The following is a 14,340-nucleotide window of genomic DNA, read 5'->3' as shown; positions in this document are numbered from 1 at the left end:
CTGTGGCGAGGGAGCTTGCTCCCGTTCGGCTGCGAAGCAGCCGCAAGAGGTTATCAGATCATCTCGCTCGAGCGGAGTCGATGCCTTCAGGGTCGCTTCGCGACCCAACGGGAGCAAGCTCCCTCGCCACAGACAAGCCTCTCACCACAGCAACAGTGGCTTCAGTTCCAGCCAGCCCGATCCATCATCCGAATCGCTTCAGCCTGACGCTTGCCCGCGATTTCCACCGGCAAGGTGTCGGCCTTAAACTTGCCCCAGCTCGCGACTTCAGCTGAAGGTTGAACGGCAGGGTTGGCCGGGAATTCCTGGTTCACGTCAGCGAAAATCTTCTGCGCTTCAGGCGTGGTCATCCATTCCACCAGCGCCTTGGCGGCTTCTGGGTGTGGCGCGTGTTTGGTCAGGCCGATGCCCGACAGGTTGACGTGCACACCACGGTCGCCCTGATTCGGCCAGAACAGCTTCACCGGCAGGTTCGGCTTTTGTTGGTGCAGACGGCCATAGTAGTAAGTGTTGACGATGCCGACATCGCACTGGCCGGCGTTGATCGCTTCCAGCACGGCAATGTCGTCGGAGAACACGTCGGTGGACAGGTTGTTGACCCAGCCCTTGAGGATTTTCTCGGTTTTCTCAGCGCCATGGACTTCGATCATGGTGGCGGTCAGGGACTGGTTGTAGACCTTCTTCGCCGTGCGCAGGCACAGGCGACCTTCCCATTGCTTGTCGGCCAGCGCTTCGTAGGTGGTCAGTTCACCGGGTTTTACCCGGTCGGTGGAATAGGCGATGGTCCGTGCCCGCAGGCTGAGGCCGGTCCAGGCATGGGAGGACGCGCGGTATTGCGACGGGATGTTGGCGTCGATCACCTTGGAAGTGAACGGCTGGAGGATGCCCATCTGCTCGGCCTGCCAGAGGTTGCCGGCATCGACGGTCAGCAGCAGATCGGCAGTGGCGTTTTCGCCCTCGGCCTTGATCCGCTGCATCAGCGGCGCTTCCTTGTCGGTGATGAACTTCACCTGCACGCCAGTTTTCTGGGTGTAGACATCGAAGACTGGCTTGATCAATTCATCGATACGCGAGGAGTAAACCACCACCTCGTCGGCGGCCTGGGCGGCGGTGCTGCCAATCAGGGTCAGTGCCAGTGCGGTCAGTAGACGCTTGGGTGCCAACATGGGAGCGGTCTCTCGAATGGGGGAAGTGAGAGCGAATGATAAGGACTCACATTTCGCATCTCAATCGGACAGTGGGTGGAGGCGTTACCGGATGTTGCAGCAGGAGCTGCCGAAGGCTGCTCCTACAGGGCAATCAAGCCTTGGCAAGTGCCGGCAGATCCCCAATCAACCCAAGCGCTTCACGCACGAACAACGCCTTGGCCTCGGGCATCTGATCGACCATCTTCAACCCGGTATTACGCAACCAGCGTACCGGCAACGGATCGGCCTGGAACAACCGCTCGAACCCTTCCATCGCCGCCATCAACGCCAGGTTGTGGGGCATGCGCCGACGCTCGAAACGACTGAGCACTTTCACGTCCGCCAACCGCTCGCCACGCGCGGCCGCTTGCAGCAGCACTTCGGCCAGCACCGCGGCATCGAGGAAACCGAGGTTCACGCCCTGCCCGGCCAGCGGATGGATGGTGTGGGCCGCGTCGCCGATCAGCGCCAGGCCTTCAGCCACATACCGCTTGGCATGACGCTGACGCAGTGGCACACACAAACGCGGGTCGGCGCTGAGCACCGTGCCGAGGCAGCCTTCGAAGGCCCGCTCCAGCTCTTTACAGAAGCCTTCGTCATCCAGCGCCATCAGGCGTTCGGCTTCGCTCGGCGTGGTCGACCAGACGATCGAGCACCAATCCTGTTGACCGTCCCGCTCCAGTGGCAGAAACGCCAGCGGACCGTTGTCAGTGAATCGTTGCCACGCAGTCATTCGATGGGGTTTTGAGCTGCGCACGCTGGTAACGATCGCGTGGTGCATGTAATCCCATTCGCGAGTCGCAACACCGGTCAGGCGTCGAACGGCCGAGTTGGCGCCATCCGCCGCGATCACCAAAGGTGCCCGCAAGGTGCGGCCATCGGCCAGGGTCAGCAGCCAGTCGTCACCGGAGCGGCGCATCTGTTCCAGACGCGCATTGGCCAGCATCCCGAGATCGCAGTCGTGCAGACGGTCGAGCAAGGCGTCCTGAACCACGCGGTTCTCGACGATATGCCCGAGCACTTCGGCATGCACGCTGGTCGCCGAGAAATGGATCTGCCCGGTGCCGCTGCCATCCCAGACATGCATGTCCGTATAGGGGCTGCTGCGCCGGCTGACGATGCCATCCCAAACGCCCAGACGTTCGAGTATTCGCTGGCTGGCCGCCGACAAAGCGCTCACCCGCGGTTCGAACGGAGCCTGCCCATCGAAGGGTTTGACGCTCAGGGGGCTACCGTCCAGCAGCAGGACTTCGAGCCCACTGTTTTGTAACGCCAGCGCCAGGGCACTGCCGACCATTCCGGCCCCGACAATCAGCAGATCTGCGCGCATATCCATGCTTTAAGCCTGTCTCGCTTGCGGCTTGAGCCGCACATAAAGGTTTTTCTCGACCCGCGTCACCCAAGTGCTCGCGCCGTCGTGAATATCGACTTGCAGGTACACCCTGCCTGGTTTTCGCTTAATCATCGGGACGCGTACCCAGGCCCATGGCCTGCCGGGCGAACCAGCGTTTGGCCGGCGGCAGCAGATCGAGGCCAAGCAGGCCGATGTTGCGGCCCAGGGAAACCAGCGGCTGAGTGCTGCCGAACAAGCGGGTGACCTGATCGGAGAAGCCCACGGTCAAGTTCTGGTCCAGACGCTGACGCTCGCGATAGGCCTGCAAGGTGGCGAAATCGCCGGGCGATGTCTCGCTGCCCAACAAACTGTCGGCCAGCGCCTGGGCGTCACGCAACGACAGGTTGAACCCTTGCCCGGCAATCGGATGCAGGCTGTGGGCGGCGTTGCCGAGGATCGCCAGATGCGGGCGGACTTGTTCCTCGGCTTCGATCAGCGACAGCGGATACAAATGCCGTGCGCCGACCTGTTTCAGCGTGCCGAGGCGATAACCGAAGATGCCCTGTAGCTCAGTGAGAAAACTGCGGTCATCAAGGGCTGCCAGCCGTTGCGCATCCATGCCCAAACGGGTCCAGACCAGAGCGCAACGATTGTCCGGCAACGGCAGCAAGGCCATCGGCCCATCGTCGGTGAAACGTTCGAAGGCCATGCCGTTGTGCGCTTCGCTGGGGGTGATGTTGGCGATCAGTGCGCTCTGGTTATACGGGCGTTTCTTGATGCCGATCCCCAGTTGCTCGCGCAAGCCGGAACGGCCGCCATCGGCGAGCACCGCAAGGTCGCATTCCACCAGGGTTTCATCGTTGAGCGTCAGGCGATAGCCGTCGGTCAGCGGCTCCATGCCGGTGACTTCCGCCGGGCAACGCCAACTGATCACGTCCTTGTCCAGACTGTGCCAGAGGCATTGGCCGAGCCAGGCGTTTTCCACCACATAACCCAGCGCCGGAACGCCCTCTTCCATCGCCGACAGCCGCGCGGTGGAGAAACGTCCACGGTCGGAGACATGAATCTGCTTGATCGGCTCGGCGCGGCGGGAGATTTCCTGCCACACACCCAACCGTTGATAAATCTGCCGGGCACCAAAGGACAACGCCGAAGAACGGGCGTCATAACTCGGTTGATAGCTGTCGCCGGGGGCAAACGGCTCGATCAGCACGATCTTCCAGCCACGGGCCTTGGCCCCGGCCTGCAACGCCAACGCCAGACTGGCGCCGACCAGGCCACCGCCGATGATTGCCAGATTGACTCGACTCATGCCGCTTGTGTCCTTGCTGCAGCCATCAATGCCTCGATGTCGGCGACCGTTTTCGGCACGCCGTTCGTCAGGATTTCACAACCGGTTTTAGTGACCACCACGTCGTCCTCGATGCGCACGCCAATGCCGCGCCATTTCTTCGCCACGTTCTGGTTGTCCGGCGCAATGTAAATGCCCGGCTCGACCGTCAGCGCCATGCCGACTTCCAGTACGCGCCATTCGCCGCCGACCTTGTACTCGCCAACGTCGTGCACATCCATGCCCAGCCAGTGGCCGGCGCGGTGCATGTAAAACGCTTTATAGGCTTCGCTGGCGATCAACTCGTCGACGTCGCCCTGCAACAGGCCCAACCTCACCAGACCGGCGGTAATCACCCGGACCGTGGCTTCGTGCGCCTGATTCCAGTGTTTGTTCGGTGCGATTTCGGCAAACGCCGCTTCCTGGGAAGCCAGCACCAACTCGTAAATTGCCTTCTGCTCCGGTGAATACTTGCCGTTGACCGGCCAGGTGCGGGTGATGTCGCTGGCGTAGCAGTCGATCTCGCAACCGGCGTCGATCAGCACCAGATCACCGTCCTTGAGCACGGCGTCATTCTGCTGGTAATGCAGGATGCAGCTGTTGCGCCCGGCGGCGACGATCGAGCCGTAAGCCGGCATCTTTGCCCCGCCCTTGCGAAATTCGTAATCGAGCTCGGCTTCGAGGCTGAACTCATGCAAACCGGCACGGCTGGCCTGCATCGCACGAATATGGGCCTGGGCGGAAATCCGTGCGGCTTCGCGCATTACCTTCACTTCTGCCGCCGATTTATACAGGCGCATGTCGTGAAGCAGATGATCCAGGGCAACGTATTCGTTCGGCGGTTGGGCGCCGAGGTGCGCTTTTGAGCGGATCACGTTGATCCAGTCCATCAGGTGCCGGTCGAATTCCGGATTGCTGCCCATGGCCGAGTACACCCGGTCACGGCCTTCGATCAGGCCCGGCAGGATGTCGTCGATGTCGGTGATGGGGAATGCGTCGTCGGCGCCGAAGTCGCGGATCGCGCCTTCCTGGCCGGCGCGCAGTCCGTCCCACAATTCCCGTTCGGCATTACGTTCCCGGCAAAACAGCACGTATTCGCCGTGCTCACGGCCGGGCATCAAGACGATGACGGCTTGAGGCTCGGGGAAACCGCTGAGGTACTGGAAATCGCTGTCCTGACGGTAGACGTGCTCGACATCGCGGTTGCGGATGGCCACTGCAGCGGCGGGCAGGATGGCGATGCTGTTGGGTTCCATCTGCGCCATCAGGGCCTTGCGGCGACGGCTGTATTCCGATTTCGGGATATGAATCATGGGCAGACGGCTTTCCCTGGCACGCGATTAATGCAACGACGGTTTGGCAGCCGCTTCGTCGGTTTTCTTGGTTTCGGTGAACAGCAGCAACGGAGCGACGCGCAGGTACTCCATTACTTCCATGTAGTCGCTTTCGCCGTCGTCGGACTCTTCCAGCGCGTCCTGTACCTGGGCAATGGCGGCGAGATCCTGCAACACTTCGGTGGCTTCAGTGCTCAAGGCATATTCGCGGCGGGTCAGACCGAAGCCGGTAAGAAAGCCCTGGCACCACTGGCCCAGTGCAGCCGCGCGCTCGGTGAGCGGCGCGTCGTCGGTCGGCAGCAGCAGAACAACGGTCATGTCGTCGCTGGTAAGCTCGCCCTTGACCATCTCTTGCAGGCCGATCAAGGCGTTGCGAACGTTGTCTTGTGGCTCGCCTTCGAGCAGCTCGGCGGCGTCGGCCAACCAGCTGTCGGCTTCGAAGCCGGCACCGGCGCAACTGCGGCCGAGCAACAGGCCGTGCAGTTCGGCAGGCGAGACGGGATGGCCGCTGGTGCTCAGCAGGGTGGCAAAGGCTTGGTACGGAGAATTCTGAATGGGCATGGGCAGCTAGGCGCCAGACGGCGCTATGTCTAGAATGAAGGCCTTGTATCCTACATCGACAGACTCGCCAAGACTATTAAAGGCTGTCCGCCAGCTATCACGCATCAGACACAACCAGTGGACAAAATGGAAGACACCGACCTGCAAGCGCTGATGGCCAGACTCGAGCTGCTAATTACTCGAGTCGAGCAACTAAAGAGTCAGAATGGACTCCTATTAGCTCAGGAAAAGAGCTGGCGCGAGGAACGCGCGCATCTCATTGAAAAAAATGAAATCGCCCGGCGTAAGGTCGAATCGATGATTTCGCGCCTCAAGGCCCTGGAGCAAGACTCATGAGTTCAAGCAATAGCGTTACCGTGCAGATCCTCGACAAAGAATATTCGATCATCTGCCCCCAGGAAGAGCGCAGCAACCTGGTGAGCGCTGCCCGTTACCTGGACGGCAAGATGCGCGAAATTCGCAGCAGCGGCAAAGTCATCGGCGCCGACCGCATCGCCGTGATGGCCGCGCTGAACATCACGCACGATCTTCTGCACAAGGAAGATCGCCCGGATGTGCAGGCCAGCGGTTCGACCCGCGAGCAGGTTCGCGACCTGCTGGACCGCGTCGATCTGGTGCTGTCGACCGATCCGGATGTCACCAAGGGCTGAAACGCGAAACCGCTTGGGGTATACTCGCATCACTCCCTGGGGTGCTTGCCAGTTGACGACGTCCCTGAGCCGATTCGCACTACCCTGGAGGTTGCACGTTGGGCTGGTGTGCATGTCCGCTAGACGGAAAGCCTTAAAGCCTACTGCATCTTCCACCTTGAACTTTCGGGTTCAAGGGCTAAGTCGACAGCGGTTCATCCGGGGAGCCTGATTCCAGTCCGATGCCGGTTTAAATACCGGCATCGGCTTTTTTACGGGTACGCTTTGGTACTCGCACTTCTGAAGCCTGAACCCATGACCGAACCTGCGCTGCTGCCCCGCCCGCAACTTCGACGCATGCTGCGCAAGGCCCGCCGCGCACTGACTCCCAGTCAGCAGCGCGAGGCCGCTCGCGGGCTGTATAAGCAATTGATCCAGCACCCGCTGTTCCGCCGCGCAAAACACATCTCCCTGTACCTGCCCAACGACGGTGAAATCGATCCGCGCCTGCTGATGCGTGCCGCGCAACGTCGGGGCAAGGCGACGTATCTGCCGGTGCTCAGTGCCTGGCCGCGAACCAAAATGGTGTTCCAGCGGATTCGCCCCGGCGAAAAGCTCAAACCCAACCGTTTTCGCATCCCCGAACCACGACACAACATTGCCCGACAACGCAAGGTCTGGGCGCTGGATCTAGTGTTGTTGCCGCTGGTGGGGTTTGACGATGTCGGCGGACGCCTGGGAATGGGCGGTGGTTTCTACGATCGAAGCCTGGCGTACCTGGCGCGCCGCAAAAACTGGCGCAAGCCGACGCTGCTGGGCCTGGCCCATGAATGTCAGAAGGTTCAACGATTGGCTCAGGCGAGCTGGGATGTGCCGCTGCAGGGAACGGTCACGGACAAGGCATGGTATTTCGCAGACTAGACGCCACTGATTTCAGCGGCGTCGAAAGACAGGTTCAGCGCTTGAAGGCCGACGGCTGTTGCTGCGCGATCTCGACCGGAGCATCGGGTTTGTTGTTCCACAGGCTTTGGGCATAGCCGGTGGTCACGACACCAAGGCCGAACAAAATAACCAAAATCCATAGTAAATCCGGTTTGCGTTTCATCGATTGCCCCCCAAAGGCACATCAACACGATGACAGCAGCGGTTTCCGTTGTAGGTGTAGGCCGTGCAGCAGCGTCAAGCTTAGAAGGCCGGCATTTTGCGACAACGTGAACCGACACGCAAACGCTGGCGTCAACCGACTGTCGGTTTGTCATAAAATTGCCCGACCGCTTGCCCACTCACCTCGCAAGGAGCAAAACCATGGCCTATTGGCTGATGAAATCCGAGCCTGACGAACTCTCGATCAAAGACCTGGAGAAGCTTGGCCGAGCGCGCTGGGACGGGGTTCGCAACTACCAGGCGCGCAACTTTTTGCGGGCCATGGCGGTGGGTGACGAGTTTTTCTTCTATCACTCCAGCTGCCCGGAGCCGGGGATTGCCGGGATCGGCAAGATTGTCGAAGCCGCGTACCCGGACCCGACGGCGCTGGAGCCTGAGAGTCATTACTTCGATCCGAAGGCCACTGCCGAGAAAAACGCCTGGAGCGCGATTGATGTTGCTCACGTCGAGACGTTTTCCAAGGTGCTTAAGCTCGATTATCTGAAGCAGCAAACGGCGTTGGCCGAGATGCCACTGGTACAGAAAGGCTCGCGACTGTCGGTGATGCCCGTCACCGCTGAGCAATGGGCCGCGGTGCTTGATCTGCGCTAAATAACGCAGATCCGTCCGTCACACTGGATCATCTCCCGATCGGTCAGGGTGACCCTCAGTTGACTGACATCAAGCCCCTCAGGCGCTTGCCTGTCAGACTACGGCGCTACAGACGCAGGATGCCTACATGTCGACGCACAGCCGCTCTTCTCTTTTCTTCGCCTTTTTACTGGGGGCTTTGCTACTGGCCGCTGGGGGATTCGGTTATTGGAAGTCGACGCTTAACCGACTGCCCGAAGGTCTGTATGTCGGCAATGGTCGGCTTGAAGCCACTGAAGTGCAGATCGCCAGCAAGACTCCCGGCCGGCTGGCTGAAGTACTGGTGGACGAAGGCGACAAAGTAACCAAAGGTCAACTGCTGGCCCGCATGGACACCCGCACCCTTGAAGCCCAGCGCAGGCAGGCTGAAGCCGAAGTGATACGCGCCCGGGAAAATCTCTCCGCCGCCCAGGCCAATGTGCAACTGCGCCAGAGTGAGCAACTGCTTGCCCATCAAGAGCTCAAACGCTCCCAGGAACTGTTCAAGCGCGGTTTCGCCAGTGGTCAGATCATCGACCAGCAGCAGTCACGCTTCGACACTGGCAATGCGGCCGTCACCGCGGCCCGCGCTCAGGTGTCCGCCGTCGGCGCAGCCATTGGCGCGGCACAGGCACAAGTCGCTCAGCTAACCAGCGAAATTGACGACAGCAGCTTACGAGCCCCCATCGACGGGGTGATTCAGCTGCGCATGGCCGAACCCGGTGAAGTGCTCGGCGCCGGTGGGCGGGTACTACTGCTGATTGACCCGAACGACCAATACATGAACCTCTATCTTGCGGCGTCCGTGGCCGGACGCCTGGCGGTCGGCGATGAAGCGCGGATCCTGCTGGACGCCCTGCCCGGTCAGCCGTTGCCGGCGAAAATCAGCTTCGTGGCGGCCAAATCGCAGTTCACACCCAAAGAAGTCGAGACCCGCGACGAGCGTCAGAAACTGGTGTTTCGGGTCAAGCTACACCTGACCCAACCCAGCGCTGTGCCCCAGGCCAAACCGGGGATGCCCGGCAACGGCTACGTGCGCACCGCTCCCATTGACTGGCCGGCCAATCTTCAATGACCGGCCTGGCACTGCATGCCACCCGCCTTCAGCATCGTTATGGCCAACAGCAGGCGCTGACCGACATCACGTTCAGCCTGCCTGCCGGCACCCGGTGCGGGTTGATTGGTCCGGATGGCGCCGGTAAATCCAGCCTGCTGGGATTGATCGCCGGCGTGAAGACATTACAAGACGGCCAGCTGGAAGTACTCGGTGGCTCGATCCAGAATCGGCGCCACCGCAACAGCCTCTACTCGCGTATCGCGTTCATGCCTCAGGGCCTGGGCGGCAACCTGTATCCCGAGCTGTCGATCAGCGAGAACATTCACTTCTTCGCCACACTGTTCGGGTTGTCCGGGGCCGAGTGCGATCAGCGCATGCAGAGCCTGCTACTGGCCACTGATTTACTGCGGTTTGCCGAGCGCCCGGCCGGCAAGCTATCGGGCGGAATGAAACAGAAGCTCGGCCTCTGTTGTGCGCTGATCCATGAACCGGACTTGTTGATCCTCGATGAACCGACCACTGGCGTCGATCCCTTGTCCCGGCGGCGCTTCTGGGAGTTGATTGATGACGTTCGGCGCCAACGACCACAACTGACGTTACTGGTCGCCACCGCGTATATGGAAGAGGCCGAGCAGTTTGAACACTGCCTGATGCTCGATGGCGGCAAGCTGATCGCCGCCGGTTTGAGCCACGAACTGAAGGCGGTTACTCCTGGCGGCAAACTTGATGAGGCCTTCACCCACTTTCAGGGCGACACCGGCCATGACAACCAGCCGCTACTGATCCCTCCTCGAACCAACGCCACTGCCGACATCGCCATCGAAGCCCACAACCTGACCTTGCGCTTCGGCGATTTCACGGCTGTGGACAAGGTCAGCTTCGCCATCGGCCGCGGCGAGATCTTCGGGTTTCTGGGTTCCAACGGCTGCGGCAAAACCACCACCATGAAAGTGCTCACCGGGCTGATTCCGGCCAGCGTAGGCAGCGCCACGTTGCTGGGCAATCCGGTGAACGCCAAGGATCTGGCCACCCGAAAACGCGTTGGTTTCATGTCCCAGAGTTTCTCTTTGTATGGCGAACTCAGCGTACGGCAGAACCTGGACTTGCACGCGCGGCTGTTCGATTTGCCCAAGGCCGACAGTGCTCAGCGCATCGACGAGCTGATCCAGCGTTTCAACCTGGGTAGCATCGCTCATCAACCCTCTGGTGCATTGCCGCTTGGCCTGCGCCAACGCTTATCCCTGGCGGTGGCGGTGCTGCATCGCCCGGAAGTGCTGATCCTCGACGAACCGACCTCCGGTGTCGACCCGGCGGCCCGGGACGATTTCTGGCGACTGCTGATCGAACTGTCCCGCGAACAGGGCGTGACGATTTTCCTGTCTACCCATTTCATGAACGAAGCCCAGCGCTGCGACCGCATCTCGTTGATGCACGCCGGCAAGGTATTGGCCTGCGACACCCCGGCAGCCCTGCAACAGCAGTTCAAGGGCCAGACACTGGAGGCGGCGTTCGTCACCTGCCTGGAACAGGCCCAGGGCCCGATCGCAACGGCGCCGCCGCCAGTGCCCATCGACACGACACTTGCACCTACCACAACGGTGAAAGATCACGGCTTCAGTTTTGGACGGCTGCGGGCACTGGCGAGTCGCGAAGGCAAGGAACTGCTGCGCGATAAAGTACGCATGGCCTTCGCCCTGCTCGGGGCGATTTTGATGATGGTGATCTTCGGCTACGGCATTTCCCTGGATGTGGAGAAACTCGCCTTCGCGGTTTACGACCAGGACCAGACCCCGCAAAGCCGGGCTTACCTGGAGGCCTTCCGCGGCTCCCGTTACTTCGACGAGCAACCCTCCATAAGCGATGCGGCGCAGTTGCATCGACGACTGCAGCGCTCGGAAATCAAACTGGCGCTGGAGATCCCGCCCGGGTTCGGCCGAGACCTGTTCGCCGGTCGCCAACCCGCTGTAGCGGCCTGGCTCGATGGCGGCATGCCGTTTCGCGCCGAAACCAGCCGCAACTATGTGGAAGCGGTTCACCTGGCCAACCTTGAGCAATTGGCCGAGCAGTCCAGCCCGGCATTGAACCGGCAAGCAGCGGCCGAACTGGAAACCCGCTTCCGCTACAACCAGGATGTCATCAGCGTAAACGCCATCGGTCCCGGGGTGATGGCGCTGATCCTGGCGTTCATCCCGGCCATGCTGACTGCGCTGGGTATCGTGCGGGAAAAAGAACTGGGCTCGATCACCAATTTCTACGCTACACCGCTGACCCGCCTGGAGTTCCTGTTAGGTAAACAGGCGCCGTATCTGGCCGTCAGCCTGATCAACCTCGCCGTCCTGACGGCCATGAATCGCTGGCTGTTCGGCGTGCCCTTCAAGGGCAGCGCACTGACCCTGGCCTTCGGCGGGCTGCTCTACGTACTGGCGACCACCAGCATGGGTCTGTTGATTTCAGCGTTCACCCGAACCCAGATTGCCGCCATCCTCGGCACCATGATCATCACCAGTCTGCCGACCATTCAGTTTTCCGGTTTGATCGTGCCGCGCTCCTCCCTTGACGGCGCGGCCGCGGTCATGGGGATGCTGTTTCCGGCGGGCTACTTCCTCGATATCGCCGTCGGCACCTTTACCAAGGCGCTGGATATCCGGCAGTTGTGGCCGCAATGCCTGGCACTGTTCGGGTTCTTTCTCGGGTTCACCGGGCTTAGCCTGGCCATGCTGAAAAAGCAGGAGGTCTGATGCACAAGCTTGCGCACATCCTGCGTCTTGGTCTCAAGGAACTCATGAGCCTGCGACACGACAGTGTATTGCTGCTGTTCCTGTTCTACGCCTTTACCGTGGCGATCTATATGCCGGCCGCGGGCTCCGTGATCGGCGTGCACAACGCCAGCGTGGCCATGGTCGATGAAGATCACAGCCACCTGTCACGACAATTGGCCCAAGCCCTGCAACCACCGGAATTCCAGCCGCCGGTGTCGCTGCCCTATGAACAGATGGACGAAGTGCTGGACAGCGGGCGATACACCTTCGTGATCAATGTTCCGGCAAATTTTCAGGCGGATCTGTTGGCCGGCCGCCAGCCGGCGGTGCAGGTCAACGTCGACGCCACGGCCATGAGCCAGGCCTTCATGGGCGCGGGCTACATCGGACGGATTTTCCAGCGCGAGCTGCTGACCTACAGTGGCCAGGGCGATGCGGCGAACAAGTCCCCCGTGTTGTTGACGACGCGAGCCTTGTTCAATACCAATCTGGAGGGCGGCTGGTTCCTGGCGGTGATTCAGATCGTCAACAACATCACCATCCTCGCCATCATATTGACTGGCACAGCGCTGCTGCGTGAGCGCGAACACGGCACCCTCGATCATTTGCTGGTGCTGCCGCTGACGGCGCTGGAGATCATGCTGGCGAAAATCTGGAGCAATATGCTGGTGGTGGTGCTGTGCACCTGGGTGTCGCTGGAAGTGATAGTCAAAGGCGCACTCGGCGTGCCGCTGGCCGGCTCCATGACCTTATTTTTGCTGGTGACGGCGGTTTATCTGTTCGCAAGCACAGCGCTGGGGATATTCCTCGCGACCCTCGCCCGCTCGACACCGCAGTTCGGCTTGTTGGCGATTCCGGTCATTATCCCGATGTTGCTGCTCTCTGGCGGCAGTACGCCGCTCGACAGCATGCCGCAATGGCTGCAATGGGTGATGCAGGGCTCGCCATCCACGCACTTCGTCAGCCTCAGCGCCGCGATACTGTTTCGCGACGCTGGCATCAGTGTGGTCTGGCCGGACTTGCTGGCATTGAGCGCCATCGGCCTGCTGTTTTTTACCATTGCGCTGATGCGGTTTCGCAAGAGCCTGGCGTCCTGAAGGACCGAGTCGCGCCTTTCGCGGTGTAGAAACGGATACATCCTTTACAATCGAGACCGGGGACATCCTTTACGTTTTTGTGGGTTTGAAAGGCGGTTTTCACCGCTTTTCAAACGACCTAAAAGGTAATTGCACAAATACACTTCCCAGACCTCATCTTCCACCTCCTTCAGCCCTAGTGCCTCACCCACCAGCGATTCGCTGACAAATACCATTCCACCTTTCCACTTCATTGAACCGTTTTGCCGGACTTTTCTGACCAGCATTTGTGAAGGGTAATTCACCTCCGGCACACGTCCGTCGTAGAGGCGGCTGGATGGCACATAAACATCCGCCGGAACCTTCATTGCCAGGGCCTTGTGAGGGCGTTCGTAGTTGTATTCGTGGCGAAACCGTTCAAACGCCAGCTGCTGCTGTACCAAATTATGCTCAGGTGTCTGAAGCAGCGCAGCCTTGAGGGTTCGGTGCATTCGTTCATGGCGGCCATTCTGGTCAGGGCGTCCGGGCTGGATACGCTCGGGATAGATACCCAAACGTATGAACCACGCCGCCAGACTGGAGATGCGCGACACGCCGGTCGAGGCAAAAGGTGAACCGTTATCCGTGCGAATGACATTGGGCAACCCATACTCTCGAAAAGCCCAGTCAAATCCTTCGCGCGCCCCAGCCACACTGCTTTGCGCCCGACAAAGTAAGAGGAATCGACTGACATGATCGGAGATCGTCAAAGGAAAGCAGCGCTGACCTGATTGCAGGGCGAAGTCGCCTTTGAAATCCGCCGCCCATGTTTGATTGGGCTCTGTGGCTTCGCGTAATGGAATAGGCCCCGTCGGTGGGCGATTAAGGAAACGTCGTTTTTGCACCAAACCTGCACGCTTGAGCCATTCGCCAGCGGTGCTCAACGCGGGCCAAGGCAGCTCCGCGTGCGTGTTTTTAAGGTTGTGAACCAACTTCTCAGGTCCCCAACTCGGATGCTCGCGCTTATAAGCGATCAGCAACTCAAGGACATGCTCACTGATTTGATGGGGGCTGTGGTGCGGACGTCTGGACAGCTCTTTGAGCCCGTCGATGCCACGTTCAGCATAGCGCGCTAGCCACTTGTCCAAAGTGGGCCGGCTGACACCGTAATGCCGTGCCAGCTCACATTTGGAATAGGCGCCGGACATCCAGTCGCCTACGAGTTTCACTCTCTGATCCATTGGGGACTCTCGATTCCAGGGCATGGTCAGGCACCTCCTGACCGTATTTCATACCTGTAAACGATGTCTCCGGTTTAAAAC

At 60.4% G+C, this 14,340-nt stretch carries 14 protein-coding genes, 1 other RNA gene and 1 pseudogene; 8 read left to right on the top strand and 8 right to left on the bottom strand.

Annotated elements, in window-relative coordinates:
* Positions 1-161: 161 nt before the first annotated feature.
* The 6 genes and pseudogenes from AB7M26_RS06830 to AB7M26_RS06805 all read right to left on the bottom strand — a co-directional run bounded on the left by AB7M26_RS06830 (position 162) and on the right by AB7M26_RS06805 (position 5,745).
* Positions 162-1,166 carry an extracellular solute-binding protein gene (locus tag AB7M26_RS06830; RefSeq protein ID WP_123500398.1) on the bottom strand — a complete coding sequence of 335 codons (1,005 nt, stop codon included), beginning with the start codon at positions 1,164-1,166 and terminating at the stop codon, positions 162-164.
* Between the two features lie 133 nt (positions 1,167-1,299).
* A complete protein-coding gene (locus tag AB7M26_RS06825) occupies positions 1,300-2,517 on the bottom strand; it encodes a 2-octaprenyl-3-methyl-6-methoxy-1,4-benzoquinol hydroxylase (protein WP_185022241.1) in 1,218 nt (405 codons plus the stop codon).
* Positions 2,518-2,526: 9 nt separating this feature from the next.
* Positions 2,527-2,622: pseudogene (locus tag AB7M26_RS06820) on the bottom strand (tetrameric acyl-CoA thioesterase); the annotation flags it as partial.
* 22 nt (positions 2,623-2,644) lie between these two features.
* Complete coding sequence (ubiH, locus tag AB7M26_RS06815) at positions 2,645-3,832, bottom strand: 2-octaprenyl-6-methoxyphenyl hydroxylase (RefSeq protein ID WP_123500402.1); 1,188 nt, start codon at positions 3,830-3,832, stop codon at positions 2,645-2,647.
* A complete protein-coding gene (gene pepP / locus AB7M26_RS06810; RefSeq protein ID WP_123500404.1) occupies positions 3,829-5,163 on the bottom strand; it encodes a Xaa-Pro aminopeptidase in 1,335 nt (444 codons plus the stop codon). The genes ubiH and pepP overlap by 4 nt, the downstream gene beginning before the upstream one ends.
* 27 nt (positions 5,164-5,190) lie before the next feature.
* Positions 5,191-5,745: a YecA/YgfB family protein gene (locus tag AB7M26_RS06805; RefSeq protein WP_008012538.1), complete on the bottom strand. Its 555-nt coding sequence runs from the start codon at positions 5,743-5,745 to the stop codon at positions 5,191-5,193.
* Between the two features lie 126 nt (positions 5,746-5,871).
* Here AB7M26_RS06805 and AB7M26_RS06800 point away from each other — a divergent pair, with 126 nt between their 5' ends.
* From AB7M26_RS06800 to AB7M26_RS06785, 4 genes are all read left to right on the top strand, one after another.
* A complete protein-coding gene (locus tag AB7M26_RS06800; protein WP_007899405.1) occupies positions 5,872-6,081 on the top strand; it encodes a TIGR02449 family protein in 210 nt (69 codons plus the stop codon).
* The gene (locus tag AB7M26_RS06795; RefSeq protein WP_123500406.1) at positions 6,078-6,395 is read left to right on the top strand and encodes a cell division protein ZapA; all 318 of its coding nucleotides are present in this window, start codon (positions 6,078-6,080) and stop codon (positions 6,393-6,395) included. Before AB7M26_RS06800 ends, AB7M26_RS06795 begins: the two co-directional genes overlap by 4 nt.
* A 30-nt stretch (positions 6,396-6,425) precedes the next feature.
* Positions 6,426-6,604, top strand: a non-coding RNA gene (gene ssrS / locus AB7M26_RS06790) — 6S RNA.
* Positions 6,605-6,689: 85 nt separating this feature from the next.
* A complete protein-coding gene (locus AB7M26_RS06785) occupies positions 6,690-7,295 on the top strand; it encodes a 5-formyltetrahydrofolate cyclo-ligase (RefSeq protein WP_123500408.1) in 606 nt (201 codons plus the stop codon).
* Positions 7,296-7,329: 34 nt separating this feature from the next.
* Here the strand turns inward: AB7M26_RS06785 and AB7M26_RS06780 are convergent, their stop codons facing one another.
* Positions 7,330-7,479 carry a hypothetical protein gene (locus AB7M26_RS06780; RefSeq protein WP_018927582.1) on the bottom strand — a complete coding sequence of 50 codons (150 nt, stop codon included), beginning with the start codon at positions 7,477-7,479 and terminating at the stop codon, positions 7,330-7,332.
* A gap of 200 nt (positions 7,480-7,679) precedes the next feature.
* On the opposite strand from AB7M26_RS06780, the gene AB7M26_RS06775 reads away from it, so the two are divergent.
* The 4 genes from AB7M26_RS06775 (at position 7,680) to AB7M26_RS06760 (ending at position 13,060) form a co-directional block, all read left to right on the top strand.
* Entirely contained in the window at positions 7,680-8,129 is a 450-nt protein-coding gene (locus AB7M26_RS06775) for an EVE domain-containing protein (RefSeq protein WP_123500410.1), read from the top strand.
* A gap of 127 nt (positions 8,130-8,256) precedes the next feature.
* Positions 8,257-9,222: an HlyD family secretion protein gene (locus tag AB7M26_RS06770; RefSeq protein WP_123500412.1), complete on the top strand. Its 966-nt coding sequence runs from the start codon at positions 8,257-8,259 to the stop codon at positions 9,220-9,222.
* A complete protein-coding gene (gene rbbA / locus AB7M26_RS06765) occupies positions 9,219-11,942 on the top strand; it encodes a ribosome-associated ATPase/putative transporter RbbA (RefSeq protein ID WP_123500414.1) in 2,724 nt (907 codons plus the stop codon). The genes AB7M26_RS06770 and rbbA overlap by 4 nt, the downstream gene beginning before the upstream one ends.
* Entirely contained in the window at positions 11,942-13,060 is a 1,119-nt protein-coding gene (locus AB7M26_RS06760; protein ID WP_123500416.1) for an ABC transporter permease, read from the top strand. The genes rbbA and AB7M26_RS06760 overlap by 1 nt, the downstream gene beginning before the upstream one ends.
* A 44-nt stretch (positions 13,061-13,104) precedes the next feature.
* On the opposite strand, the gene AB7M26_RS06755 is transcribed toward AB7M26_RS06760, so the two are convergent.
* A complete protein-coding gene (locus tag AB7M26_RS06755; RefSeq protein ID WP_123501468.1) occupies positions 13,105-14,283 on the bottom strand; it encodes an integrase core domain-containing protein in 1,179 nt (392 codons plus the stop codon).
* Between the last annotated feature and the right edge of the window lie 57 nt (positions 14,284-14,340).

The sequence above is a fragment of the Pseudomonas sp. F-14 TE3482 genome, from assembly GCF_053629455.1.
The sequence above is the reverse complement of the archived record's forward strand: the minus strand, read 5'-3'. Positions and strand labels throughout refer to the sequence as shown.

Bases quoted from the DNA above. Each gene is read 5' to 3' on its own strand.
- AB7M26_RS06775 (WP_123500410.1), top strand. From the start codon at position 7,680: ATGGCCTATTGGCTGATGAAATCCGAGCCTGACGAACTCTCGATCAAA.
- AB7M26_RS06800 (WP_007899405.1), top strand. From the start codon at position 5,872: ATGGAAGACACCGACCTGCAAGCGCTGATGGCCAGACTCGAGCTGCTA.
- AB7M26_RS06795 (WP_123500406.1), top strand. From the start codon at position 6,078: ATGAGTTCAAGCAATAGCGTTACCGTGCAGATCCTCGACAAAGAATAT.
- pepP (WP_123500404.1), bottom strand. From the start codon at position 5,163: ATGATTCATATCCCGAAATCGGAATACAGCCGTCGCCGCAAGGCCCTG.
- AB7M26_RS06805 (WP_008012538.1), bottom strand. From the start codon at position 5,745: ATGCCCATTCAGAATTCTCCGTACCAAGCCTTTGCCACCCTGCTGAGC.
- AB7M26_RS06825 (WP_185022241.1), bottom strand. From the start codon at position 2,517: ATGCGCGCAGATCTGCTGATTGTCGGGGCCGGAATGGTCGGCAGTGCC.
- AB7M26_RS06780 (WP_018927582.1), bottom strand. From the start codon at position 7,479: ATGAAACGCAAACCGGATTTACTATGGATTTTGGTTATTTTGTTCGGC.
- AB7M26_RS06830 (WP_123500398.1), bottom strand. From the start codon at position 1,166: ATGTTGGCACCCAAGCGTCTACTGACCGCACTGGCACTGACCCTGATT.
- AB7M26_RS06760 (WP_123500416.1), top strand. From the start codon at position 11,942: ATGCACAAGCTTGCGCACATCCTGCGTCTTGGTCTCAAGGAACTCATG.
- AB7M26_RS06785 (WP_123500408.1), top strand. From the start codon at position 6,690: ATGACCGAACCTGCGCTGCTGCCCCGCCCGCAACTTCGACGCATGCTG.
- ubiH (WP_123500402.1), bottom strand. From the start codon at position 3,832: ATGAGTCGAGTCAATCTGGCAATCATCGGCGGTGGCCTGGTCGGCGCC.
- AB7M26_RS06755 (WP_123501468.1), bottom strand. From the start codon at position 14,283: ATGCCCTGGAATCGAGAGTCCCCAATGGATCAGAGAGTGAAACTCGTA.
- AB7M26_RS06770 (WP_123500412.1), top strand. From the start codon at position 8,257: ATGTCGACGCACAGCCGCTCTTCTCTTTTCTTCGCCTTTTTACTGGGG.
- rbbA (WP_123500414.1), top strand. From the start codon at position 9,219: ATGACCGGCCTGGCACTGCATGCCACCCGCCTTCAGCATCGTTATGGC.